Annotated in this window: 21 protein-coding genes; 5 read left to right on the forward strand and 16 right to left on the reverse strand. The window is 54.5% G+C overall.

Annotated elements, in window-relative coordinates; genetic code table 11:
* Positions 1-76 precede the first annotated feature (76 nt).
* The 8 genes from J4377_RS02950 to J4377_RS02985 all read right to left on the reverse strand — a co-directional run bounded on the left by J4377_RS02950 (position 77) and on the right by J4377_RS02985 (position 10,465).
* The gene (locus J4377_RS02950; protein WP_253486649.1) at positions 77-1,393 is read right to left on the reverse strand and encodes an HlyD family type I secretion periplasmic adaptor subunit; all 1,317 of its coding nucleotides are present in this window, start codon (positions 1,391-1,393) and stop codon (positions 77-79) included.
* Positions 1,390-3,528: a type I secretion system permease/ATPase gene (locus J4377_RS02955; protein ID WP_253486651.1), complete on the reverse strand. Its 2,139-nt coding sequence runs from the start codon at positions 3,526-3,528 to the stop codon at positions 1,390-1,392. The genes J4377_RS02950 and J4377_RS02955 overlap by 4 nt, the downstream gene beginning before the upstream one ends.
* Complete coding sequence (locus J4377_RS02960; protein ID WP_038481276.1) at positions 3,515-4,969, reverse strand: TolC family protein; 1,455 nt, start codon at positions 4,967-4,969, stop codon at positions 3,515-3,517. Before J4377_RS02960 ends, J4377_RS02955 begins: the two co-directional genes overlap by 14 nt.
* A 36-nt stretch (positions 4,970-5,005) precedes the next feature.
* Entirely contained in the window at positions 5,006-5,785 is a 780-nt protein-coding gene (locus J4377_RS02965) for a SapC family protein (RefSeq protein WP_038481279.1), read from the reverse strand.
* Between the two features lie 58 nt (positions 5,786-5,843).
* Positions 5,844-7,055, reverse strand: a complete 1,212-nt coding sequence (locus J4377_RS02970) for an MFS transporter (protein WP_051626415.1) — start codon at positions 7,053-7,055, stop codon at positions 5,844-5,846.
* An 81-nt stretch (positions 7,056-7,136) separates the two neighbouring features.
* Positions 7,137-7,568, reverse strand: a complete 432-nt coding sequence (locus tag J4377_RS02975; protein WP_038481282.1) for a DNA polymerase III subunit chi — start codon at positions 7,566-7,568, stop codon at positions 7,137-7,139.
* A 102-nt stretch (positions 7,569-7,670) separates the two neighbouring features.
* On the reverse strand, positions 7,671-8,792 hold the full coding sequence (locus tag J4377_RS02980; RefSeq protein ID WP_253486652.1) for a branched-chain amino acid aminotransferase: 1,122 nt from the start codon (positions 8,790-8,792) through the stop codon (positions 7,671-7,673).
* Between the two features lie 152 nt (positions 8,793-8,944).
* Positions 8,945-10,465, reverse strand: coding sequence for a leucyl aminopeptidase (locus J4377_RS02985; protein ID WP_095602748.1), 1,521 nt, complete (start codon positions 10,463-10,465; stop codon positions 8,945-8,947).
* Positions 10,466-10,627: 162 nt separating this feature from the next.
* On the opposite strand from J4377_RS02985, the gene lptF reads away from it, so the two are divergent.
* The 5 genes from lptF to bfr all read left to right on the forward strand — a co-directional run bounded on the left by lptF (position 10,628) and on the right by bfr (position 14,315).
* Entirely contained in the window at positions 10,628-11,707 is a 1,080-nt protein-coding gene (gene lptF, locus J4377_RS02990) for an LPS export ABC transporter permease LptF (RefSeq protein ID WP_084183657.1), read from the forward strand.
* A gap of 15 nt (positions 11,708-11,722) precedes the next feature.
* Positions 11,723-12,787 (forward strand): LPS export ABC transporter permease LptG, encoded by a 1,065-nt coding sequence (gene lptG, locus J4377_RS02995; RefSeq protein ID WP_038481292.1) that lies wholly within the window; start codon positions 11,723-11,725, stop codon positions 12,785-12,787.
* A gap of 118 nt (positions 12,788-12,905) precedes the next feature.
* Positions 12,906-13,310, forward strand: coding sequence for an RDD family protein (locus tag J4377_RS03000; RefSeq protein WP_231658335.1), 405 nt, complete (start codon positions 12,906-12,908; stop codon positions 13,308-13,310).
* Positions 13,311-13,468: 158 nt separating this feature from the next.
* Positions 13,469-13,675, forward strand: coding sequence for a (2Fe-2S)-binding protein (locus J4377_RS03005; protein WP_083001105.1), 207 nt, complete (start codon positions 13,469-13,471; stop codon positions 13,673-13,675).
* Positions 13,676-13,829: 154 nt separating this feature from the next.
* Positions 13,830-14,315: a bacterioferritin gene (gene bfr / locus J4377_RS03010; RefSeq protein WP_009724215.1), complete on the forward strand. Its 486-nt coding sequence runs from the start codon at positions 13,830-13,832 to the stop codon at positions 14,313-14,315.
* A 94-nt stretch (positions 14,316-14,409) separates the two neighbouring features.
* Here bfr and J4377_RS03015 read toward each other — a convergent pair whose 3' ends face one another.
* The 8 genes from J4377_RS03015 to J4377_RS03050 form a co-directional block, all read right to left on the reverse strand.
* Positions 14,410-16,173, reverse strand: coding sequence for an ABC transporter permease subunit (locus J4377_RS03015; protein ID WP_253486655.1), 1,764 nt, complete (start codon positions 16,171-16,173; stop codon positions 14,410-14,412).
* A gap of 13 nt (positions 16,174-16,186) precedes the next feature.
* A complete protein-coding gene (locus J4377_RS03020; RefSeq protein ID WP_253486659.1) occupies positions 16,187-17,701 on the reverse strand; it encodes an ABC transporter substrate-binding protein in 1,515 nt (504 codons plus the stop codon).
* A 75-nt stretch (positions 17,702-17,776) separates the two neighbouring features.
* Positions 17,777-18,631 carry an ABC transporter ATP-binding protein gene (locus J4377_RS03025; protein ID WP_253486662.1) on the reverse strand — a complete coding sequence of 285 codons (855 nt, stop codon included), beginning with the start codon at positions 18,629-18,631 and terminating at the stop codon, positions 17,777-17,779.
* On the reverse strand, positions 18,632-19,444 hold the full coding sequence (locus tag J4377_RS03030; protein WP_231658237.1) for an ABC transporter ATP-binding protein: 813 nt from the start codon (positions 19,442-19,444) through the stop codon (positions 18,632-18,634).
* Between the two features lie 233 nt (positions 19,445-19,677).
* Positions 19,678-21,159, reverse strand: coding sequence for a carbon starvation protein A (locus tag J4377_RS03035; protein ID WP_038481311.1), 1,482 nt, complete (start codon positions 21,157-21,159; stop codon positions 19,678-19,680).
* A 246-nt stretch (positions 21,160-21,405) separates the two neighbouring features.
* Positions 21,406-21,939, reverse strand: a complete 534-nt coding sequence (gene sodC / locus J4377_RS03040; protein WP_253486664.1) for a superoxide dismutase [Cu-Zn] SodC — start codon at positions 21,937-21,939, stop codon at positions 21,406-21,408.
* Between the two features lie 168 nt (positions 21,940-22,107).
* On the reverse strand, positions 22,108-22,956 hold the full coding sequence (locus tag J4377_RS03045) for an alpha/beta fold hydrolase (RefSeq protein WP_253486667.1): 849 nt from the start codon (positions 22,954-22,956) through the stop codon (positions 22,108-22,110).
* Positions 22,957-22,963: 7 nt separating this feature from the next.
* Positions 22,964-24,085 carry a hypothetical protein gene (locus J4377_RS03050; RefSeq protein ID WP_253486670.1) on the reverse strand — a complete coding sequence of 374 codons (1,122 nt, stop codon included), beginning with the start codon at positions 24,083-24,085 and terminating at the stop codon, positions 22,964-22,966.
* Between the last annotated feature and the right edge of the window lie 37 nt (positions 24,086-24,122).

Here is a 24,122-nt window from a genome sequence, read left to right on the forward strand (position 1 = left end):
GCTTGCAAAAAAATGGTAGCAAGTATACCGCGAACGACCCCCTGGCGTCAGGGGCGTTGATGAAACCGCACAGCGGTTAATCGCGTAGGGCGCGGTCGCGTACTTTCACCACGGGCTCCATGAGGTAGTCCAATACGCTGCGCTTACCGCTGAGAATATCGATTTCCGCCACCATACCGGGAATTATGGTCAGCGGTTCATTGTCAGCGTCGAAGAGATAGCCGTCGGTGCGCACCTCAACGGGGTACATCAACTCACCGCTTTCGGGCATTTGGACAGCGTCGGCGGCAATAGTGACCAGTTCGCCATCCAGGCCGCCGTAACGGGCAAAGTCGTAGGCTGTTAGTTTTACCTTCACCGGCTGGCCGGGGTAGAGGAAGGCGATATCCGAGGGGCGAATATGCGCCTCTACGACCAAGGCGTCATCGGCAGGAACGACTTCTACCAGCGGCTCACCGGAGCCTGCTACGCCACCTACGGTGCTAATATGCACTTGATTCACGACCCCCGCGACTGGCGAGCGGATGGTGGTGCGTGCCACCTGGTCTGCTCGGCCGGGAAGCGTCTTTTGTAGCTCTGCGACCTGTGAGGTCGCTTCGGCCAACTGAGTGAGTGCATCGGCTTCAAAGGCATTGCGAGCGGCTGCTTTGCGGTCTTCAATTTCAGCGATGGAAGATTCAGCGCGGGCAACGGCACTTTGTTGACGGGCTACCTCGCCGCGCAGCTCGTTGAGTGATTGACGCACTCGCAGCAGCGAGGTTTCTGGTTCAATACCGCGCTGAGCCAGTGGCTGAATGATGGCCAGCTCTCGTTCGGCCAGCTGTACGCCGGAACGGGCGGTGCTTAACGCGGCTTCGAGCTCAGCTTTCTCCTGACTGCGCTGATAGCCCTGCTGTTCTAATACTTGAAGTTCGGCGCTTAGCTCTAACTGCCGCCCATGAAACAGACGGGTTTCGCTCGCAGCCACACTAGGTGCGCCTTGGCTGAGTGCATCATCGAGTGCCAGCGGCGTTTGGTTGATTTCGGCTTCCAGGCGTTGCAAGCGCAGTTGTAACGAACGCAGGCGCTGTAAACTCTCTTCGTAGTCACCTTCCAGCGTGCCGCCACTAAGCACCATCAGCGTGTCGCCTTGTTCGACCGTATCCCCACGGCGTACGTTAATCTCGGTCACCACGCCGCCTTCCAGGCTTTCTACTACTTGCAGGCTGCGCGAGGGCACGACTTTGCCTTGCCCTCGGGTCACTTCGTCCACCTCCGTGAGATAAGCCCACAAGAAGCCAATCAGTAAAAAGCCAATAATGGTGAGCAGGAGTAAGCTGCTGCCAATCGGGCGCTTGGCGCGGCCGTGGCGAACAAAGTGTTCAAAATCAAGCTGGGACGTCGGGCTGCTCACAATGCTGCTCCTTCACGCGCGCGGTGAGGTGCTGCTTCAACGGGGCGCATCACCTGGGTCTTGGGGCCATCGGCAATAATCTTCCCTTGATCAACAATAATCACCCGATCAACCAGTGCTAGTAGGCTGGTACGGTGCGTTACGACGACCAGAGTTTGCGACTGGCTAGCGGCTTTGAGCCGTGAGATCACCTCTTTTTCGGTTTGAATATCCATTGCGCTGGTCGGCTCATCCATCAGTAGCATCGGCGGGGCACCCAGCAGCGCGCGGGCAAGGCAGATAAGTTGTCGCTGGCCACCGGAAAGCCCTTCGCCGCGCTCACCAATAGGCATGTCGTAGCCCTGGGGGTGGCGGGCGATAAAGTCGTGGGCACCGGCCAGTTTGGCGGCCTGGAGAATTTGGTCATCGGTAGGGTGGTGGGCACCAATCGCAATATTCTGGCGAACGGTGCCAGAAAACAGCCACGCTTCCTGCAACACGCTACCAATATTGTGACGTAAATCCGCAGGGTCAATTTGGCGAATATCGGTGTCGTCTACCAGTACCGCGCCTTTTTCGGGCGGGTAAATGCCGAGCAGTAGCCGCGCTAGGGTGCTTTTCCCAGAGCCCACACGGCCCAACAGCGCAACTTTTTCTCCAGGCTCGATGGTCAGGTTGATATTGGCCAGTGCCGCAGTGGTTTGCTCTGGGTAGCGGACGCTCACATCTTGCAGGCTGATTTTGCCTTCCAGAGAAGAGCGGCTTAAGTAGTGACGGCCAGCGGGGCGCTCGGAAGGCATATTCATTAGTTGGTCGAGCGCACGGTAAGAGGTGCGGGCTTGGTTAATGCGGGTCATGGTTTGAGCCAGCTGCGCCAGCGGCGCGAGTGCCCGTCCGGTGAGAATCACACAGGCAATCATTGCGCCCATGGAAATCACTCCGTCGCCGACTAAAAACACCCCATACACCACAATACTCACCTGAGCGGCCTGCTGGGCGAACGCGGTGGCATTAAGAGCAAACTGTTGAATAGCACGGCCTTTACGACCCACGTTAGATTGCTGCTGAACGCTCTCTTCCCAGCGCTGACGAATCATTGGCGCAGCGCCACTGGCTTTAATGGTTTCCAGCCCGGCTACCGCTTCAATCAGCACGCCCTGCTTGGAACGGCTCTCTTCAAAGGCTTGGCCAGAAAGGCGTTTAAGAAATGGCTGCACCGCCAGGCCAATCAGCAGTACCAACGGCACGGCAATCAGCGGCACCATAAAGAGTGGGCCCCCAATCAGATAAATCACGCCGATAAACAGGAAAATAAACGGCAAATCGACGAGGGCTACCAGCGATGCTGAGGCGAAGAAATCGCGCAGCGACTCAAATTCTCGCAGGGTATTGGCAAACCCACCGGTAGAGCCCCGCTTGGCACTCATTTGTAGGTTGAGCACATGGTCAAAAATGCGCCTGCCCATGCGCAGGTCAGCTTCTTGTCCCGCCCGTTCAATAAACAGTTGGCGCAACGTTTTTACCGCAAAATCAAACAGCAATGCGATGCTCACACCCACGGTTAGCGCGACGAGCGATTCAATGGCCTCGTTGGGCAATACGCGGTCGTAAACCACCATAATAAACAGTGAGGTGGCTAGCCCAAGGAAGTTGGTTAGCGCAGCGGCAATCACCACTTGGGTGTACACCCAACGATTAGACGAGAGTGCGCTCCAAAACCAGTGGCCGCCTTGTATGGCTGGCTCGCTATTCAGCGTTACCGGCCGGTAGCGGGCACGCACTGCAATCAGATGGCCGATGTACTCTGCTTGAAGGGCACTTAACGCGGTTTCGACCGGCTGTTTGCCTAATGCCGGATCGAACAGCGCAAAACGCTCATCATCAATGCGCTCAATGATCACCACGGCGCGCCCGTTTTTTAGCAGCGCGACCGCTGGCAGCAGCGAGTTACCTAGCGTTGCCAGCGCATGTTCACCCAGCGCCGCGACCATGCCGTGACGCTCGGCAGCATCAATAAAGCCGTCGGGGGTGAGCGGGGTGTTTGCGCCTACCCGTTGGGCGCGTATAGCAGCTTCTGAGACCGGCAGCTCAAGCCGAGCCGCCACAAAGGTCAGGCATTGCTCAAGGGCATCCGTGTGGGGATTAGCGGCGTTCAAGGTAAATCTCCATCACATCGAGTAGCTGCCCGGTTACCGCGAGCTGTTGAAAGCTAGCTTGCTCCCAGCGCACACGGCGATTAATCAGCTCTAGCGCGGTTTGGAACAGATCCCGCTGGGCGTCCAACAAATCGTTAATGCTGCTTCTTCCTACGGCGAACTGATCGCGGTAGGCCAGTAGCGCTTCTTCTTCAGCGGCAAGCGTGGCGGTTTGCGCTTCAAGCTCCGCTAGGCGGGTGCGCGTGTCGGTATAGGCAGAGCGCACTTCCCGCTCCAGCTCGCGATGCAAGGCTTGGCGTTCAAATTGGCTCTGCTGCTGACGTTCAACCGCTTGGGCAATGCGCGATGAGGTCGCGCCGCCGCTATAGGGCGTGTAATCAAGATTAAATAGCAGCGCCACGTCATTATCCGATTCGTTGAACTCATTCACATCGAATTGACGACCTTCCACGGCTACGCTCAGGCTAGGCAAGCGGGCGTTACGGGTAGCTTGAGCGTCGGCTTCGCTGGCCTCGCTGGCCAGGGTTTGGCTACGCAGCGAGGCGTTACGTGCAAGGGCGTTATCCAGCAGTTGGTCGGCGCTGGTCTCGCTTAGTAGCGCCCCGCCTTGGGGCAAGGCCAGCTCGTCGGGCTGGGTAAAGAACGCTTCTTGGTAGACGTTAATCGCCCTGGCTAACTCACCTTCTAAAGAGATTAGCCGCGAGTTGGCGTCGCTTAAGCGGCTCTGGGCACGCAGTACATCGGCTCGCGAACCGGCGCCTGCCTCGCGGCGAAGTTGAACGTCTTCAAAAATGCGCTGATGCTGCTGCAGATTGTGCTCAGCTAGCTGGCGCTGAGCGCTAACACGGGCAACATCCAAGTAGGCATTCAAGGCGTAGAGGACTTCTTCTTCGACACTGGCGTGGGACTGCCAGTAAGCCGCTTCAGCGCTAAGGTCGGCCGCGCGGATGCGTTCGCCGCTGGCGCCAAAATCTACCAACAGCTGGCTGAGCGTAATGACCGCGTCAACACGTGAGCCGCGGTCGGGCAGTGATTCAGTGCGCTGCAAGTCGTTACGGTACTCAAGCCCAGCGTTTACCTGAGGGCGGCGTACGGCGCGCACTTCGTCAATTTGCAGCACCGACTCACGCTCACGCGAGCGTTGTGCCAGAATTCGAGGCTGTTGCTCTAGCGCCTGTTGGATTTTTTGGCGTAGCGCACCTAGCGCAGGGGTGGCTTCCATTGGCTGACCCGTTTGCCAGCGAAAGCGCGTTAATAGTTGCGTTAGTTCCGGCGAAAATGCCGGGCCTTCCAGCGATGAGGCGGGCAGTGGCGCAGCCTCAGGAAGCGGTTCATCAAGCGCCGTTTGAGCGGCCAGTAATGGACTTGCCAGCAAAAACGCAGCGGCCACGCTGCTTAGTAATAGCCGTTTGCGTGGCCGCGTATCAACATTAAAAGACATTCACGTTCCTGAATAACGTCGGTGCTTGGCACCCAATTAAGAGGGATCCGGCCATTGATAGCGTTCTTCGCTGCTAAACGCTTCTTGCCACTCGGAAAGGGGGCGGGAAGCGTTTGCTTCTGGCGGCGATGTTGTCGGCCGCTGAAGGAGGCTGCGAAGTACGCCAAGCTGCCGTTGGGATATGAGCTGAGCGTACACTAAAGGAACGGCACCCAATTGCCAGAAAAGCCCCATTTGTTCAGCGGATAGCGCCTTCCAAGCGGGCTCATCAATTTGATATAGCGGCGCGCTGCCTTGATAGCCTTCTGGCTGCCAAGGCGTGAGCAGCTTGGCATTGGCCAATGCATCAAGCTGCTGTGCAACTCGCTGGCAACCTGCTTCCCGCTGCTGGAGAAAAGCCAGTACTTGTTGGGGGAAGCTGGCTAGCTCGCCGTGTTGGTTAAAGAAAGGCTCGGCATCCAGGCGCGCCACCACAAAGGGTGAATGTTGGTCGATGCATAGCTTTTCAGGATATTCAGCATGCAGCCCGAAGGGGTGGCTTCGCAGGGCGGCGGGCACATACGCCGCGCGCCAGCGCCCTTGGCTATCGACGATGAGATTTTGCTCATCGCGCAGCCCCAGTAGTGCGACGGCCTGCCAGCCTGATGCTGTTTGGGTAAACCCAATAGGAAAGCTGGCGGCCGCATGACGTAATTCACCCTCTGCTAGGCTTGCCTGGGTAATGTGCTGAGCAAAGTGGTAGGCAGTAAAACGTTGCCACATCAAACCGCCGTGGTGCTTAACGTTAAGCGGCACCCAGTGGGCAGTGTGGGCCATAGGAAAACCTTTGTGGTGTCGGTGTTAGGGCGGCCACCTTACCAAGAACACGCGTTAATCATTTACTTGAAGAGAGCCCACGCATGGCGATTAATCCAAGCACTGGGCCAGGCAGGAGCCACCAGATCACCCAGGGACCTTGGCTGGCCCATAGGGCAGTGACTAGAGCGATAGAAGGAATCGTTAGGCCAAAGCCAATAGCATTCATCATGGCAAGTGCTGCACCGAGGCGCTCAGGTGGGGCGGCGGCTGACGCCAGCGCGGAAAACTGCGCGGAATCGGCAATTACGCTAATACCCCAAATCCCTAACAGGGTTAGCAGTAGCCAGGGTGAAGTGCCACCTAAGAGTGGATAGAGCAAACAAAGCGTGCCGGAGGTCGCTAGCGCCACAACGGCCACTCGCGCACTGCCCACTCGGCGGCTCCAGCGGCCAGCCCAAACGCAGCCAGGTAAGCCCAACGCAATCACCGCAAAGCTGAGCCATGGCTGAAGGCCCGGCGCTGCGCTTAGGCGTTCCAGCTCTCTAGCAACTAAAAAAGGCACCAGCGCCCATAGGGCGTATAGCTCCCAGCAGTGACCAAAGTAGCCCAGCGCCGCGGCGCGAAAGTTCTTTTGCCTGAAGGCAGCCAGTCCTGCCCAGGGGCGTCCGCCGCTGGCTGTGGCAGGCAGGTGTGAACCCACGCCTAGTTTAAAAATCATCAGTGCGGCGAGCAGTGCCAGGGCAGAGGACAGCAACAGTGGCCATTGCCATGGCAAGTGCAGCGTTAGCCCGCGCAATAAGTGGGGCGAGGCAATGCCCAGTGTCAGCATGCCGACCAACCAGCCCAGCGCCGAGCCTGCGTTGTTGGGTGTCCAGCTCACCACCAATTTCATACCGAGCGGATAAATACCGGCAAGACACAGCCCGACCAAAAAGCGTGCTGCTACCGCTAAGCTGACGCTCTCGGCGACACCAATAAACGCGGCGTTAATCAGCGCGCCTGCTACCGCAGAGATAGCGAACAAGTGGCTGGCGCGTACGCGGTCGGCAAGGCCGGTGGTGGCAATTAACAGCGTGCCGGTAATAAAACCTGCTTGCACTGCAATGGTGAGCAGCCCCAGGTCGCTTTCACTCAAGCCAACAGCCTGTTGAAGCGCCAGCCCAACGCCGTTAACACTGAACCAGAGCGATGTTCCAAACAGCTGGGCAATGACAATCACCGCCAACGGAGCGCGCGCTAAAAAAGCATGGGAAGATTGGGTGGATGCAAGCCGAGTGGGAAAGCGCATTGGGTGACTCTTCCGCTGAGTTGTTGTTATGTATGGCGCTAGTGTAAGTGGCTATGCATCAGTGGCCAGATGGTAGAAAGATTACCCCAACTTATGCGGCACCACTTCATGACCCATTTCTTTATAGCGTTGCCAGCAGGCACGTTTGGCGACCAGTACTTGTTGGTGCTGATTGATGATTTCGGCAATGCGGGCGTAGCGCTCCACGCCGTCGGGAATGTCGGGGTGCAAGTTCAGTAGAGCGGTTTCTTGCGTTGGCACCGGGAGTTGCTGCCAGCCTAGCGTTATCGGCACGCTGGCGGCCATATCGCTGTCTTCCAATGCGTGGGGGAGGTAGGCATCTTCACGGAACTGCCAAAGGGCCTCGTCGGCCTGTTCGGCCAGGGCTTTATCTTCGCAGTGCAGGTGCAACCGATAGCCTTTGCGGTAGATGGTTTCTGCTAGCTTGCAAGCAAACTGTAGGCGCGCTTCCAGGGTAGTGTCAGGAAGAATATAAAAATCGATACGTGCCATCAAAGGCTCCAGCGGTTCCCGCTTTTTTCAAAACCCGTCCCTACCACCGCGGCTAGTGGCGGTAGGGTGCCGGTTTATATCCGTTGATTTATACCAACTGATTTATACCAATCGGGTAAGCCAACCGTATTTGTCTTCACTGCGGCCATATTGCAGATCAAGCAGCGATTTACGGATGCGTTTGGCAATTTCATTGTTGCCATCGCCTTGTAAACGAATACGCTCGTTTTCGGTGACCAGTTCGCCGACCGGGGTAATTACCGCTGCTGTGCCGCAGGCGAACACTTCGGTAATCTCGCCAGACGCAGCGCCTTCGCGCCATTCATCGATGCTGATGGCGCGCTCTTCCGGTGTTAGGCCCGCATCTTTTGCCAGGGTAAGCACGGAGTTGCGGGTAACGCCTTCAAGGATGGTGTCGGTGAGGCGGGGCGTCACTAAGCGACCATCTTTATAAACGAAGAACAGGTTCATACCGCCCAGCTCTTCAATCCACTTGTTTTCAGCGGCGTCTAAGAACGCTACCTGGCTGCAGCCATTCGCGGCGGCTTCTTTCTGGGCTGCCAGGGAGGCTGCGTAGTTACCGCCGCACTTGGCAAAACCGGTGCCGCCAGGGGCTGCGCGCTTGTAGTGGGAAGAGAGCCAGATAGACACCGGCTCAATGCCGCCCTTGAAGTAAGCCGCCGCCGGTGAGGCGATCACGTAGTAGTCCACTTCATGGGCCGGACGTACGCCTAGGAAGGCTTCGGAAGCGATCATGAATGGGCGCAAATAGAGGCTGCACTCGTCGGCATCGCTAGAGGGCGTGGGCACCCAGGTGTGGTCTTGGGCTAGCAGCGCTTTCAGTGAACCGATGAAATCTTCATCGGAAAGCTCCGGCAACGCTAATCGGCGGGCGCTGCGGCGGAAACGCTCGGCGTTTTTCTCTGGGCGGAACGTCCAGATAGAGCCATCGGCATGGCGATACGCTTTAATGCCTTCAAAAATTTCCTGACCGTAGTGCAGCACAGAGGCCGCTGGGTCGAGGGTTAGTGGCCCATAGGGGCGCACTTGATGGCCGTGCCAGTCGGCGTCGACTGTCCAACGGACGTGGGCCATGTGGTCAGTGAAGTGCTTGCCAAAACCTGGGTTTTGCAGAATGTTGTCACGAATCTCATCGGCCATCGGTTGGTTGGACGGCAGTATTTCAAAATGTGATTCATGTTGGGTATCTGAAGCTGTGGGCACGGCGTATTCTCTCCGCTATAGCCTGGCCCCGAAGGGCAAGTGTTAGTGTTTATATGGTGTAGCGTGCGCCCTGAAAGCAGCACGCACGCTAATGCCCTTAGATGTAACGTTTACGTCAACGAAAGGCAACCGTTGATCGTCTGATTGTGATGTTAACCATCGCTATTTTCTACTTGTGCATCGGCCTCACGATCAAGCAAGTACTGGGTTAGCAGCCCAACCGGGCGGCCGGTAGCGCCTTTTTGTTTGCCGGAGTGCCAGGCGGTACCGGCAATATCCAGGTGCGCCCAGGGGAAGTGATCGGCAAAGCGCGATAGGAAACAGGCTGCCGTAATGGTGCCTGCCGGGCGGCCACCAATATTGGCCAAGTCGGCAAAATTGGAATCTAGCTGTTCCTGATATTCATCCCATAGCGGCAGATGCCAAGCACGATCCCAAGCCGCTTCGCCAGCGTCCAGCAGGTCAAGTGCCAGGTCATCATCGTTGGAAAGCAGGCCCGTTGCGTGGTGGCCAAGGCCAATAATGACAGCACCGGTCAGGGTGGCAATATCAACCACGCTGGCCGGGGTGAAACGCTCTGCGTAGGTAAGCGCATCGCACAGCACCAAGCGGCCTTCGGCATCGGTGTTGAGCACTTCAACCGTCAATCCTTTCAGAGTTTTGATAATGTCGCCGGGTTTGGTGGCCGCACCGTCAGGCATGTTTTCAGCAGCGGCAACAATAAACACCACATTTAGCTTGGGCTTAATGGCGAGCACTGCTTTTACGGTGCCGAATACGCTCGCCGCACCGCCCATGTCGAACTTCATTTCATCCATGCCTTCGCCGGGCTTCAACGAAATACCGCCGGTATCGAAGGTAATGCCTTTGCCCACTAGCACATGGGGCGCTTCTTCAGAATTTTCCGCCCCCTGGTATTTCATCACGATCAGGCGTGTTGGTTCTTGACTACCGCGCCCAACAGAAAGCAGTGAACCAGCACCCAGCGCTTCCAGCGCCTCTTCATCTAAAATTTCAACCTCGAGGGCGCCTTGGGAATCGCGGCCTAACTGCTCGGCTTGTTCGGCTAAATAGCGCGGTGTACAGACGTTGCCCGGCAAGTTACCCAAGGTGCGGGTGAGGTTGATACCCTGGCCAATGGCAGTGCCCAGTGTTGCCCCTTGTTTGGCCATTGGTGCTTCGTCGGCATCGCTGACAATCAGGTTCAGCTTGGCCAGGCTGGGGGCTTTTGCGGGAGATGATTTGAACTGGTCAAAGCGATAAATAGCGCGTTGAGCTGCTTCGAGTGTTTTACGAGCTTTCCAAGCAGTGTCGCGATCTTCTAGAGGAACGTCTGTAAACGTAGCACTAGCTTCATCAATGGGCAGTTTGGTCAACGCTGCCATGGCGGCGTCTAAGGCTTTAATAAACGCCGCTTCCTGGCATTTGGCACGTTCGCCCAGGCCAACGAGCAATAAACGTTCGGCGCCTAAGCCCGGCGCAAAGGGGACAAGCTGCACATTGCCCAGCGAGGCATCAAAGTCGCCACGGTCAAGCAACTGGCCAATTAGCCTCTCGCTCGCGTCATCTAATTTGGCGACGGCGGGCAATAAGTCGCTACCTTTAAAGACAGGCAAAACGAGGCAAGCCGTTTCGGCTTTGGCTGGGTTCGCGGTCTGAACGGAAAATTCCATGACGTCTCCAACAAGACAAGCATCGAGTGATTCGGGATAATGCCCCGTTACTTAGGTTTTGATAATCGGTTTTTGATAACAAATTTTTGATAGCAGTTTGATTAGTGTACCCAAGCCATGGGCGCATTGCATTGCAACCTGCGCTACTAGCCGGAGAGTGCGTTGATTTTATTTCGGTACTTAACTCGCGAAGTATTACTGACGATGTCAGCGGTGGCTGGAATTTTGCTGCTGGTCATCATGGGCAGCCGTTTTATTCGCTATTTCTCTGATGCGGCAGAGGGCGACATTCCGGTCACTATCTTAGGCAGCCTAATGGTTTTTCACCTGCCTGGATTTATGGAACTGATTCTACCGCTATCTTTTTTCCTGGGGATATTGCTGGCCTATGGTCAGCTTTATATGAACAGTGAAATTACCGTGATGGTGGCTTGTGGTATGAGCCCTATGCGGCTGTTGCGAGTAACGCTGTTGCCTGCTTCGGTTGTGGCGGTGCTGGTGGGGCTTTGTAGTTTGTGGCTAACACCTGCGGGCGCGTTACAAACTGAGGCCGCGCTTGAAGAGCAGCGCAGTCGACTGGATGTGTCAGTACTGGCACCTGGGCGTTTCCAAGATTTCGGTGGAGGACGTACCGCTTACATCAGCGATTTCAGCAGCGATGGCACTGAAATGCAGGAGGTGCTGGTTCATGAGCAGCCCGTAGCTGGGGCGGAAAAGACTCATAGCTACGTGACCCGGGCAGGTTCTGGTTATCAAGAAACCAGTATGGAAACCGGCAGCCGTTTTCTAGTACTGGAGGATGGCGAGCGCTATGGTGTAACGCCAGGTAAACAAGCTGCCGAACGGTTAACGTTTGAGCGCTACACATTGCGCCTGGGCTTGAGCCGGAATCGACAAGAGCTGGATTCATTAGAGTACGCGACCACGACTGAGCTTTGGAACGACCCCAGTCCTCGTGCCCAAGCGCAATTTCAGTGGCGAGCGGGGTTGCCGCTAATGGTGTTTGTCTTGGCATTACTAGCCCAGCCGCTTTCCAGAGTAAACCCTCGTCAGGGGCGGTTTGCCAAACTACTGCCTGCCGTTTTTCTTTACGTCGCTTATTTAAGCCTGCTATTGGCCGCGGTGGATGCGGTCGGTAAGGGCGTGCTGGAAGTTGCGCTGGGGGTTTGGCCGGTACACGGGCTGTTCTTGGCGCTTGGCTGCCTGCTGCTATGGCACTCGCAACGTAAAGGAATGCGCTAATGAAGGGGCTAATTCATGCTTGCTGATCGTCTTGATCGTTATATTGCCCGCAATGTGTTGGCGGCCATCATTGTCGTCCAGTTCGTCCTGCTTGGCTTGGACATCACCATCGCCTATATCGGTGATTTAGGCGACACCCAAGGTAACTATACCGCGTTAGATGTGTTGATTTATCTGGGCATGCGTCTGCCTTGGCGATTTTATCAATACGCTCCGGTGGCGGTGTTGATTGGCGCGCTGATTGGCATGGGGAGCATGGCATCCAGCAACGAGTTAACCGTCATGCGTGCCGCTGGCCGATCGCTTGCGCGGATTGTCTGGGGTGTCATGAAGCCGGTGCTATTAGTGGTCGTGGTGGTACTACTGGTCGCCGAATTTGTATCTCCCCGTACGGAGCAATTTGCCGAGGCATGGCGTTTAGAGCAGCGCCAGGGGGAAGGGGCACTGCTAACTAGCCGAAGTGGTTGGCAGTTTGAAGGAGAAAGCGTGTATCGCTTTGGCGCTATTCGTGCGGATAACGTGGTGCTGGATTTAACACGCTATCGTTTTGATGAGCGTCGGCTAATTGAGGCTACCCATGCGAATCGTGCGCATTGGGAAGAGGGGGCATGGCAGCTGGAAGATGTTACCACTACGCGTATTTTTGATGACCATACAGAGTCGGAGTATCAGCAACACGCGGGTTGGGATACAGCGTTAACGCCCACCCAATTGGAACGTTTGCTGCGTGATATCGAGAGCCAAGCGCCTAGTGAGCTGTGGGCGTACGCCAACTTTTTGCAAAGCCAAAACCTCCAAGCTGACCAACCGCTCCTCTATTTCTGGCAAAAGGTGCTGATGCCGCTAACGATGGGGTCACTGGTATTAATCGCCGCTTCCTTTGTGTTTGGCCCATTGCGCACGGTGGCCGCAGGTACGCGAGTGTTTTATGGCGTGGTGACCGGCCTTGTATTTAAGTATGTACAAGACCTGCTGGCACCTGCATCAACCATTTTTGGTTTTTCGCCTGTGTGGGCGGTGTTGGTGCCAACTCTTGCCTGTGCGGCGGTAGGTATTTATTTCTTACACCGCAACGGCTAGTTGCGGCGGCGACACGTGAATGAGGATGAGCATAGTGACGAGCAAGGTGACGAGCCCCCGGCGCTTTACCCAATTAGATAGCGTCTGGCCTGCTGGGTTAAGCCGCCGTTTAGGCGCGATGCTGTACGACGGATTTTTGGTCACAGCCATTTGGATCATGGTGACAGTGGCTCATCTGGCTTTTTTTCGCTTTGTGTTGGGGCAGCAGGCTGACGAGATAGGCACAACTCCGTTTGATATCTGGAGCCTTAGGCTGATGTTGCTGTTCTTTGTCACGCTATTCTTTATCTACTCGTGGCGGCGTGGTGGCATGACGTTAGGGATGCAGGCGTGGCGGCTGCGGGTGCAAACCACCGATGGTCATGCGATTACTCTTAAGCAAAGCCTAATTCGCTGTGTGACTGCCTGGCTGTCCCTGGCCGCGTTTGGCATTGGTTACTGGTGGGTTTTGTTTGATCGGCAGCGCAGAAGTTGGCCAGATATCGCCTCGAATACGCAAACCGTGGTGCTACCGAAAAAATAATTTTACCGCCTGTTTTGCTAAAAATATTGCTATGACAAGGCGTTATCATATGGCTCATTTTTATTAAGACGAATGGATACCAAAAAGCATCCATTTCTACTTGAAAAGATGTATGCGAATCATTTACATTCATCTCATGATCTTTATGAGGTGTTGCCATGTACGTTTGCGTGTGCAAGGGAGTAACCGACCATCAGATTCGCCAGCACGTTAGCGATGGAGCGCGCAGCTGGCGAGAAGTACGCGAGGCCACAGGTTGCGGAACCCAGTGCGGAAAATGCGCTTGTTTTGCTAAATCGCTAACCCGCGAAGCGGTTCAGGAGGCTCGTTGCGAAGCGGATATGAGTCTCGCTTACGCTGTGTGACGCGAATCACTATTGTTAAATTTATCGTTAGCAAATATATGATTTTTTTGAGTTTTTAGTCATTTTCTATATACTCCCAGCATCGTTGGGAGTAAGCCTATTTATGGCCTATACTCTCTAGTTAGCGTAATCGCACACTAAGAAAGGTGACGTCATGAAAGGTGATCCCAAGGTTATTCAGCATCTCAATATCGCCCTCGGCAATGAACTGGTAGCCATCAACCAGTATTTTTTGCATGCCAAAATGTACAAAGACTGGGGCTTTAAAGAGCTTGCCAAGTGGGAATACGATGAGTCCATTGAGGAGATGCAGCACGCCGATAAGCTAATTGAGCGTATTTTGTTCCTTGAAGGCATTCCTAATCTTCAAGATCTAGGTAAGCTGCATATCGGCGAAAATGTAAAAGAAATGCTCGAAAGTGATTTGAAAATCGAGCATGACGGCCGCAACGACTACATCGAAGCGATTACCTATTGTGAAAGCGTTAAAGATTACGTGACTCGTGATCTACTGCGCGACCTGCTTGCCGATGAAGAAAGCCATATCGACCATATCGAAACGCAGCTTGGTCTGATCGATAAAGTGGGTATCCAGAACTACCTGCAAAAACATATGCAGTTGGCGACTGACGAAGAGTAACACCGCTTAACTGGATTAAAGCAAAACGGGCAGCCAAATGGCTGCCCGTTTTGTTTGGGGCTGTTTACGTCTTCTATTTTTGCGCTTGATGATCTTAGCGAGGTAGCTTGCGCAAGCCCACAATACTTGAAAGTGACACCGCCAGTACCGATAGCAAAATCAGTGCTAGCGCCGGAATCAGCACTGCCCAGGGGGCTCGCTCAATATAGGGCATGCCTTCGGCAAGGATCAGCCCCCACTCCGGCGAAGGCGGGCGGGGGCCCAGGCCGAGAAAGCCAAGTGCCGCCAAGGCCAGCGCCACGCCGGGTAGGCGCAGCATGGCGTGGCGAAACACGGGGCCAAGCACCGCCGGCAAGATGTAGCGGCTCATTAAGCGGAAATGCCCCACGCCTAGCATCGGCGTAATGCGAACGTGGGGCTGGGCTTTCACTTCCGCCACCAGTGCCGCTGTGTGCGCTGCAAGCGGAGCCCAAGCGACGGCTGTTACCGCAATGATCGCGCCGCTAGCACTTGGCCCTATTAGCCCCGCGACAATCAACCCCGCAATGGTGGGTGGCGTTGCCTTGGTGATTTCAATAGGGCCAGTGGCTAGCTTGGGGGCTAGTCCAATCAGTAGCCCTATGACTAGCGAAAAGAATACTACGACCGTTGCCATGCCCATGGTGGACAGCGCTCCGTGAGCTACTCGCGCCAAAATATCGCGCCCAGTGCCGTCGGCGCCTAATGGTAACGCAAAGCTTGGTGACTCTAAGCGCATAAACGCGGAGCTAAACGGGTCACGCCCCATCCCCGCTACGATTAGCACAAAGAGCAGCAGCATCGCGATGGCGGGCACGACCCATGCCCTGCGTTGGATATTTTGTTCGCTATGCGCCACGGGCAGAGCCCCAAGCTGAAAAGCACGGCCCAGTAACAGCACACGACCAATATTGGCCAAGCTGCCTAATATAATGGCGATAATCAGCAGAATCAGAATGCCGGTTTGTAGCTCGGGAAGGTCCTGGGCCGATGCTGCGCCAAGCGTTGCTCGACCCAGGCCTGGAATAGAGAATACCTGTTCGACGGCAATGGCTCCTCCCGTCAGCCCCACCATCACCATGCCGGCCTGAGGCATCAGGCTGGGCAAGGTGCGTCGTAGTGCGGCCATGACAATTCGGCAGCGTGAAAAGCCTGCTACGTTCCAGGTAGCGACCCAGCGCTCGCTGAAGGTGGCCGCAAGGCCATCGCTAAACAAGCGGCCCAACAGACCGCCTGCCGGAAGGCCAAGCGCAAAGGCGGGCAATAGGGCATAACTAAAACCTCGCCAACCGTAAGGCGGTAGCCAGTTTAGCCATGCCGCAAACACGACTAGCAGTAGTGAGGCGAGTAGAAACTCAGGCAGGGCCGTCAATGCTGCGCCAATCGCGCCGGAAGAGCGGCTGACCTGACCTCGCAAACCACGCCGTACCACGGGTAGGCAGATAAGCGTAGCGGTAATTATCGCTACCAGCATGCCAAAGGTCATTAGTGTAAGTGATACCTGGGCGCTTTTTAACATACCCGGTAGCACGGGTGCGCCGGAGATCCAGGAATTGCCTGCATCGCCATGCAGCAGGCCCATCAGCCAGCTCTGTAGCTTTTCGAAGGGACCAAGATCAAGGCCTAACTGAGCACGAATGGCTGCTAAGGCTTCGGGCGTGGCTTCCTGCTCAACAGAGCGCGCTCGCAAAATGCTCAGCGCTGGATCTCTGCCGGATAACCATGGCAGTAGCCCGACCAGCACCACCACACCGGCTAACGTTAGCAAACGTGAGAGCAGCGGAATAAAGGCCGTGATGCGCAAGCTGCGCCATAGGCGCAGCGGTATTGCGGTTGTCATACGGGGCGCACCCTTAGGAGTCACTGTCGACGTCGATGGTTGTCTTCTCAGTGATCAGAGCACGCTCGCGAGGGTCGCGCTCGGCGTTAGAGACCCGCGCCGACTCGCCCTGGATAACGCGCTCGTGGAGCATCGGAATAGCCGCATCGGTGCGTAAAATAGCCGCTTCCGCCTCGATAATTGCCTGACGACGCTCATCTCCGGTGGGTAGTATGGCGGCATTGGCCAGCGCTTCATCGACGGTGGAGTCACACAGCTGGGCGATGTTGAAAGAGCCCGCACAAGCGAAGTCGCTGAACATATAGGCCACCGGGTCGCCTGAATCGAGGACGGTGGCACGCGAAAGAATAAAGGCGTCAAACTCACCGGCTAAGGCATCTGCTTCTATATGCGCGTACTCACGCACTTCTTGGTTCACGTTAAAGCCCGCACGGGTCAGCTGCTGTTCAAGCAGTACAGCCACTTCGGGCAGCTCGGCGCGGTCAGTAAAAGTCGCCAGGGTGATGTCAGTGCCGTTTGGCTCGGTGGGTGCAGTGCGATCTTCAAGCGGGGTGCGGTAGTCGCTTGCCCACGCTAGCGCCGGGCCGAGCAACCCTTCGGCGATATCTGCGCGCCCTTCGTAAACGGTATTCACAATAGCGGAGCGGTCTACCGCTTCGCGGACGGCTGCGCGCAGCCCGGGGTCGGTCATTGGGCCTGATTCGGTATTCAGGTAAAGCGTATTGGTGCGTGGCATGGGCACTTCGTGGACTAACTCAGGGTCAAGCAGCGCCACCTGGGAGACTGGAATTGCTTCAACCACATCGGCCACACCGGTTCTCAAGGCTGCCGCTCGAGCGGTGCCGTCGGGGACATAATCAGCATCAATACCGGCCACTTTGGTGGGCTCGCCCCAGTAGTCATCAAAGCGGTCTAGATGTGCGCTGGTAGTGCCGTTGATCTCTGTTAATACGAACGGGCCGGTACCCGTTTTGATGGGGTTAACCCGGCCATCTTCGCCATAGGCGCTGGCGGCCAGAATCGCTAGTTGCGGGCTTGAAAGGCGGTTGGGAATCAGCGGGTCATCGGTTTCTGTGCGCACAAGCACCGCGTTATCACCATCGGCTTCGATGGTCATGTTCACGCCGTCTAAAATGCGCGGCTTCGGGGCGGCCTGGGTGGCCGCAGTGAGAGCGTTCACTACGCCGTTAGCTGTCAGGGTTGTGCCATCATGAAAGGTGACTCCATCGCGAATCACAAACCGCCATGTGTTGGCATCGAGCTGCTCCCACTCGGTGGCCAGAAATGGCTGTGGGTCGCTGCTGTCATCCAGTCGAATCAGGGTTTCTGCTGCGCTCCAGCGCGACAGTTTGAAAGCATCATCGGAAAGTGGCGTTAATCCCGAGCGAGGTGGCTGCAGCATCGCTAGGCTGATTCGTTCACCGGCCTCTGAAGGTGTGGTGTCACGCTGTTCATCAAAACAACCGGCCAGCAGTAACGGGGCGGCAAGGGCAATAGGCAGGGAAAGGCGCAGCGGACGGGATAACATCGTAAAAACTCCAGTCGAAGTAACGGGTAGCAAAAACGTGTAGAAAAGATGAATAAAAACGTCACGGATACGTTATTAAAGTGCTGCTAACTCAGCTGCATTGCAGTTTGGATGCGCACGAGTAGGTAGTTGCGCAACGGCATTGATTAGCGAGCGCGTAGTCGGGTGATGGGGGGCGCGCCAAAGCGCTGCTGTTGAACGGTCTTCAACTATTTTGCCGTCATCCATGACCAGCGTGCGTTGGCACAACTGGGTGACCACCGATAAATCATGGGACACCATCAGCAGTCCGGTGCCACTTTCATCACAAAGCTGCTTGAGCACGCTAATCACCTGCGCGCGAACCGGTAGATCCAGGCCGCTAAGTGGCTCATCGGCCAATAAAAAGCGCGGGCGTGTGGCTATCGCGCGAGCAATGGCGACCCGTTGGGCTTGGCCGCCGGAAAGCTCATGAGGCAATCGGTTCAAAAAACGTGCATCCAAGCCAACTAGCTCCAGCGCTTCTCTGGCACGTTCTCCCGGGGCGCAATCAACGTTCAGCCTTATTAATGGCTCGGCCACTAGCGCTCGAACACTCATGCGAGGATCAAGGGAGGCGCCGGGGTCTTGGGGAATATACTGAACAGCCCGACGGTACCATCTAAGCTTGGCCGTGGAGGCGGGACGTACCGTTTTATGCAGACAAGTAATCGAACCAGTATCGGGCGCTTCAATCGCTAACAGCGAGCGCAGTAATGTCGTTTTCCCCGATCCTGACAAACCTACTAGCCCCACCCGTTCACCCGGATAAAGCCTCAGGTTGATGTTATTCATGACTTGTTTGCGTTCACCCGCCCGCCAAAAAACAGTGCGGGGTAACGAGACGCTTTTATAGAGCCCGTTTGCTGAGAGGAAGGCTTCCTGGCACTTGAAAAGTGGATGGCTCTGCATTTAGGCACTCTTCAAATAGTCAGTTGGGACTACTTCAGGCGGTTGCACATTATGCGCCGCCGCTACGAGCGCTTGAGTGAATGGGTGCTGCGGGGAGGTGATTAGGGTGTCTAACTCACCGCTTTCGATCATCATGCCCCGTTCAATAATGACTGCCCGCTGGCATAGCTGTGCTGCCGCGTGTAGATCATGAGTAATGAATAGCAGCGCAGATGCTGAGCTGTCGGTATGTTGATGTAAGGCGCGCAGTACCTGGGCTTGAGTGACGACGTCCAACGCAGTCGTAGGTTCATCGGCAACCATTAGCGACGTTTTACAAGCCATAGCCAAGGCAATACAGACCCGTTGGCGTTGCCCACCAGAAAGCTCTGCTGGCGTGCGCTTGATTAACCGTTGAGGGTCTGGAAGGTCCAGTGACGCGAGTAGTGCCACTGTGGCGTCATTCGCGGCAGAGCGCGATAGGCCATGGTGGCGCAAAAAGGGTTCTCGCAGCTGGGAACCGATAGAAACTAAGGGATTAAGTGCCGAGAGCGAATCCTGAAACACCATCGACACCCGTGAGTTTTTCGGCCGCTGTGTGGCAGGTGTTGCAATCGCCTCTTGGCCTTGAATACGTATGCTTCCCTGAGTTCTAGCATTGGGTGGCAGCAAGCCGAGCACTGCTTTAGCTGTGAACGATTTGCCTGAGCCAGAAGCGCCCAAGAGGCAAACACGCTCGCCGGGCATGACATCAAACGAGAGTCCATCAACAACCTGTAGCTGGCCGATTTTGATGCGCAGATCACGCACGGATAACACTGGGTCGCTGCACATTGACACCATCGTTTGCTATGCCGCTCAATAAGATATTTTAGTTATGATATAACATTGGTTGGTTGGGCATCAATCTATGCGCTAATGCTGCGTCTAAAAAGCGTGTTTCAGTGGTTAAAACAACTAGTCAAAACAGCTAGTCTAAAAGTGGTCGAAATTAAGTTAAGAGACGCCCATAAAAAAGCGCTGAGCTAATCAGCGCTTTTTCTCTTAATGGGCAGTAAAACAGTAACTTACTTGGTAGCAGTAGATAGTGTTTGGGTCTGTCCCTCTTGGCCTGCATCAAAGGCATCAGCATGCTCATCAACAGCAAAGGTCGCGCGGCTTAAGCGGCGTACACGCTTCATAAACAGTGCGATACATACCAGCGTTCCCAGCGCCGCGACGATACAGCTTGTTTGGAGTGGCAAACCAAAGCCAATCGGTGCGTAGGCTAAATAGGTAAAGGTAGCCATGGTCATAAAGACAGCTGGGATTGAGGTGATCAGATAAGGTTTACGTGATAGCACTAGGTACATGGTGCCGACCCACAGTGCAATGACTGCCGTGGTTTGGTTGGCCCAGGAGAAGTAGCGCCATAGCAGGGTAAAGTCCATGTGGGTAAGCGCGTAAGAAGCAACAAACAGTGGCAGGGCGATCAAAATACGCTTAATAATCGGCTTCTGCTCAACCTTGAGATAGTCAGCAATAATCATTCGTGCACTGCGGAAGGCGGTATCGCCCGAGGTAATCGGCAGCACAATAACCCCCAGCACTGCCAGCGTGCCGCCAACAGCGCCAAGCATACTAATAGATACTTCGCTGACCACTGCTGCGGGGCCACCGGCGGCCAACACAGCGGACAGCGACTGTTCACCCTGGAATAAACTCATGGCGGCGGCGGCCCAGATCATCGCAATCACGCCTTCGGCAATCATCATGCCGTAAAAGATTTTACGGCCATTGGTTTCGTTTTGCGTCGTACGCGAAATGATGGGGGTTTGTGTGGCATGGAAGCCTGAAAGAGCACCGCAGGAGATTGTTAAGAACAGCAGTGGGAAAATGGGCGCTCCTTCCGGATGCATATTCTGGAAAGAGAGTTCTGGAATCGGTGCGCCGGTAACAACCAAACCAATACCGATGCCTGCGGCACTGAATAGCAGCAAAGCGCCGAAGTAGGGGTAGATACGCCCAATGACTTTATCAATCGGTAGCAGAGTAGCAACCAGATAGTAGGCAAAAATCGCCAGAATAATGAGCGTTAAAGAGAGTGATGTCATATTAGAAAGCAGCGCTGCGGGCGAGGTTACAAAGACCGTGCCCACCAGTAATAACAGCAAAATAGCAAAGCCGTTAACCACATGCTTCATGGTTTTACCGAGAAATTTACCCGCCAACTGAGGCAAATGAGCCCCGTGATTGCGAATCGAGATCATACCGGTGAGGTAGTCGTGTACGGCACCTGCAAAGATGCAGCCAACCACAATCCATATAAAAGCCACAGGACCGTAAAGCGCCCCTAAAATGGGGCCGAAAATCGGGCCGACACCGGCAATGTTAAGCAATTGAATAAGCGAGTTGCGCGTGGTGTTCATCGGCACATAGTCAATATTGTCACGCATACTAAACGCCGGTGTTTGACGCTTGCGGTCAGTAACAAACACGCGCTCAACGAACTTGCCGTAGGTGAAGTAGCCCACGACTAGAAGCAGTATCGATACAATGAAGGTGATCATTTAGGGCACTCAGTCTCAGGGGAATTAAGATGGTCGTGCATGCTAGTGAATTACTTGTTAGCACGCTTATTTGGCCGGGCTGAATGTACCGACTCATCAGGATAATCGCTTTAAGACTTTAGTGGCCTATGGTGCTAGCGAGAGCAACCAACAACATAAGGCTTCATTAACACAAGAAATCATCATCACAAAAAAGGGCAGCGCTGTGCTGCCCGGTATGTCGTTATAGTGATGGGGTTTTAACCGTTACGATTCAACGACGCCGCAGGCCATGCGCGCACCGCCGCCGCCTAAGTAGGGATCATCTGAATACGTATCGCCGCCGGCATGGATCATCAGGCTGCGCCCCGGCATATCTTCCATACTCAAGCGCGGTGCCAGCACGGGAAGGTTAGCTTCGCCATCTTCATTCACCGTGAGAACCGGTAGGTCACCCAGATGGCCATCGCCGTAGGGACCTTGGTGGGTGCCAGCCTCTTCGGGATCGTAATGACCACCTGCAGACAGCGCTGCTGTCATTTCGCCGCTATCGTTTTCAGCAGGCTCACAGCTGGCATTTTGGTGGACATGAAAACCGTATACGCCGGGCTCTAGGTCAGTTAACGACGGCGTAAGCAACACGCCGTGCTCAGTATGCTCAATAGCGACAGTCCCAATAGACTGTTCAATTCCTTCAGCGCTGACCTTGTGCATTTCAACGTCGAGCGCCTCATTGGCCTGAGCGGTGGTTGCCAGCAATAGCCCCGCGGCAATACCTGTTAGCGGTAGTGAATAACGCATAGTGCAATTCTCCTTTCCTTATCCATGGAAGCTCGTAAGACGAGTTGCCATTTCAAGGTAGTTGGCTATTGAAGAAGATGCTAAATGCTCATTAACAAGTTTTTCATGGTGAGTCGTGTGAAAGCGCTGAGGGCAGAGGTGGTAGACACTCTTGCAAAAAAATCAGCTCTAAATGCTTCTTTGATAGGCTTTAATTAATGTGTCGTAATGGCCTGAATAAGGTAAAGCGGTTAGGACAGACCCAGAAATAAACGATGTGAGTGCTTGTCCATGCTCAAGATGAACTAATGCATCGTGCTCACCATGAAAAATCTCTATAGGAACCCCTAAGTCTCCAACGCTGAAAGGCCACTCTCGTGCCATTAGTTGAATATCTCTAACAATGCTATCAGCTGCTATCAAGGCACCTTGCTGTGTTGCTGCCACTAGATTTTGTTGAAAGGCTTTACGTAATTGTGAAGCTTGTAGGAATTGACGTTCTTGGTCACTGAGAGAGTCTATTAACGCGGTGGCCAGTAATGCGCTGTCGCCCGTTAAATATGCTAACTGGGTTATTAAATCCTGAGGAGCAGTCAATGCTGCGTGCCACGTCTCGGCAGTCAGCTTTCCTGCGTGCTTGTAGGGCGAGTTCTGTATCGGAACAGCAGGCGTCCCAACCAGCATTACTCTGTTAACTCTCTCTTTGAGAGCCGTTGCGGTCGCCATGGCAAACACGCCACCTCCCGAAAAACCTAGTAGAGAGAATTTGTTAATTTGAAGCTGCTCTGCCACTGCCTGCACGTCGTCTGTGTGGTCAGCAAAACGGTAGCTTTTCATCTGAGTGGAGCCACCATACCCTGGGCGATCTATGGCAACGAGCCGAACGCTCTCAGTTTTATTTCTTGCAGTTGCCATCAATACTTCTTTTTTAGAACCAGGAATGCCGTGACAGTAGAACCAGGCTGGTGCATCTGCTGGGCCTGTATCCATGACACTCAAAAAACGTCCACCTTGCCTTGGAGTACGATAAATTTGCATCTCGTAACTACTCAAATCGGTTAACTATTCCAACACTAAGCAGTAATGTGCGTATCAAGTCAGCCTGCCTTGTGACGTCTGTTTTTCGCATGACGGATTTTAATTGAGAGCGAGTGGTGTGTACCGTCACGTTCAAATAAGCGCTAGCCTCATTAATATCCAGGCCGCGTATTAGTAAATCTACTAGACGCAATTCCGCTACGCTCAATGAGTAAAGGTTTTTTAGACGTTCATGGTCCAGTGGGATGGCCATTTGTGGGTCAAGCAAGAAGGCGATAACAGTAGCAGAAGAAGCTACTTTCCAGTAAAGGGATGGATTTCCTTCCCGATTACAGAAAAGTACCAATGAAGCTCCTGCCCTATTTAGCTGAATGCTCTCACAGCGACTTTCTCCTTTGTTTAGCTTACGTGATGCCTGAACAAGGGCTGAACCGAGCTTTTCTTCATCGAAAATTAAGCGGCCGTTACGCTGCTGTATACCGAAGCAATGGGTGCTAAGCACATCTTCGGCAACTCGGTTTGACCAGTGGCAGCGTAGGTTTGCGTCCAGCATCCACACCCCAAAAGGAAGGTGGTTAAAGGCATTCTGAGCTTGTGCTAGTGCTTCCTGTACTTGGCTAGTCAGTTTGGTCAACTGAGCTACACGGCGTAAATGTCCGCTCAAATCTTCTAGTTGTTCTTGCTCCTGCCGAGTAAACATGCCCTTTTCACGTGGTCGATGTATGCCAATATGCATCGCAGATGAGCCATCGCGTTCAAACTGGGTTCCCATGGCATAAAAATTCCCGTTCGGGCGGAAAAATAATTGGTAGTGCTCAGAGTGCTCAAATGCCCGGTCAGAAATAATGTCGGTACTTATATGGACTTTGCCCAGAGGGCCGCTAGCCAGTGATGTACGAAAGGGATCAAATACGACTGCCTCATGTTCATAATTGAGCCCTTGTTCTAAGCCAATAGTATAGGATCGGTAAACGACTGGGTTTTCACGGTCAGTGATACGTAGCGCTGCCGAAGGGGAATCAAAAAGGTGGCCAAGCTGTTGCAGAAAAATATCCCAGCCTTCGGGATAGATGACGCTGTCATAGAGTGTATGTAGTAGCGTGGATATGGTTTTTTCTTTGTTATACACGATCTCAGCCCTTATTTGATGAGTATCGGTTATCGCT

Origin of the sequence: Halomonas sp. XH26 (assembly GCF_024138895.1) — a bacterium.
GTDB lineage: Bacteria > Pseudomonadota > Gammaproteobacteria > Pseudomonadales > Halomonadaceae > Vreelandella > Vreelandella alkaliphila.